The 1,613-nt window shown below is 26.3% G+C and carries 1 protein-coding gene; it reads right to left on the reverse strand.

Annotated features, from left to right (window positions below; all coding sequences use genetic code 11):
* Window positions 1-1,613: hypothetical protein (locus DXN04_RS35135; RefSeq protein WP_158569341.1), on the reverse strand; the 1,613-nt coding region annotated here is incomplete at both ends.

The raw sequence follows: 1,613 nt of genomic DNA on the forward strand, positions 1-1,613 counted from the left end.
TTACCAGCAGTTTCATTAGTATTAGTATTAGCTAATTTAGTTCTAACTAAACCATTACTAATAATAAAATCTTGATAACTATTATAACTATAAGTTTTACCATCAATATTTATAATAGTTTTACCATTTTCACGATAAATATATTTATTAGTTTTATCATTAGTTTTTGTACTATCATTAATAAAATCTTTACTAATAGCAAATTGGGCATAGTTAAACATTTCATCAATAACAGGACGAAGAGCATTATCTAATTCATCAATAGTACTAGCATTAATACCATAACTTTTACCTATTTTAAAAGCACTATTAACAACATAAGGAGAATTAATAATAATATTACGTTTATAATTACCAGCATCAGAATTAATAGTAAAAGCATAATCCTTACCATTAAAATGTGCACCTTTAACATAAAAGCCTATATTAGTAGGATTAATACTAATTTGAAGTCCAGTATTTCTATCTCCGTTAATAAGTTTATTATTTCCAAATATATCTCCAAGACTTTGTTTAAGTTCACCAAAACTTATTTTTCCACTAATATAATCTCTACAAAGATTATTAACTTCATTCTTAATAGAATTAATAATACGTCGAGCATCACCTTTAAGTAGATTACTATTTAATGGAACTTGTTTACAAAAAGCATATAGAGAAGTACCATCACTACTTGGAATACTAATAACAGGCATACCATTAGTAGTAAGATTTTCAATAATAGTTGGTTTACTTTCTCCATTAAGATATACTTGACCTTGTACAACTACACCAAGTTTGTTAATATTTTCATCATAACCAACTACTGTTTCTTGTACATCATTCCATTCACCATTAATATCATCAATAGTATTAAGAACTCCATATTTAACATTAACAGCTTTAATCTTACCTTTAAAATCACCTTTAACTATTGTAATAGCTTGGTCATAACTATTAAGGAGATTATTAAACCAACGATTAATACTAGCTTCATGACTATTTTCATAAGGCTGATTAAATATATATTTAGTAAGATTAACAAGATGTCCAGCTAAATCAAAACTTGCAACAGGAGTAGTAAAGTTTTTAACAATATCAGGATATTTAATTTCAAATTCTTTAAATAAAGTATCAAGTTCTTTATTTGTAACTTCTTCTTTAACGGCAAGTTCATATAAATGACCAATAAATTCTTCGTCAAATCTGTCACCGTCAAGAATACTAATTAAAGCATCTTTAAACGGAGAAATAACTTGACCATTTTCAGCATGAATATTATATTTCCAACCTTGATTAACCATATCATAATTACCAAACTTATCAATATTTGGAACTCCTATATAACCAATAATTGTATCATTAGCAAATATATCAATACGTTTAAGTTTAACATTATATATGGCTTCTAAATAATCACCTTGCTTAATACTAGTAAATGCTTTAACATTTTCATTCTCTACTATATACTTAAGATTAACATTATTAGTATGTTCAACTTGAAGTCTTTCAAGACGTTCTTTAGCGATACCGTCAACGTATTGAACAAATTGTCTAGCATTAAGTTTTTTAATAGTTGATTCATCAGTAGCACGATATTTACCTTGATTATTAGTGCTTGCGTAAAGATAGTT

Origin of the sequence: Chitinophaga silvisoli (assembly GCF_003412465.1) — a bacterium.
Lineage (GTDB): Bacteria > Bacteroidota > Bacteroidia > Chitinophagales > Chitinophagaceae > Chitinophaga > Chitinophaga silvisoli.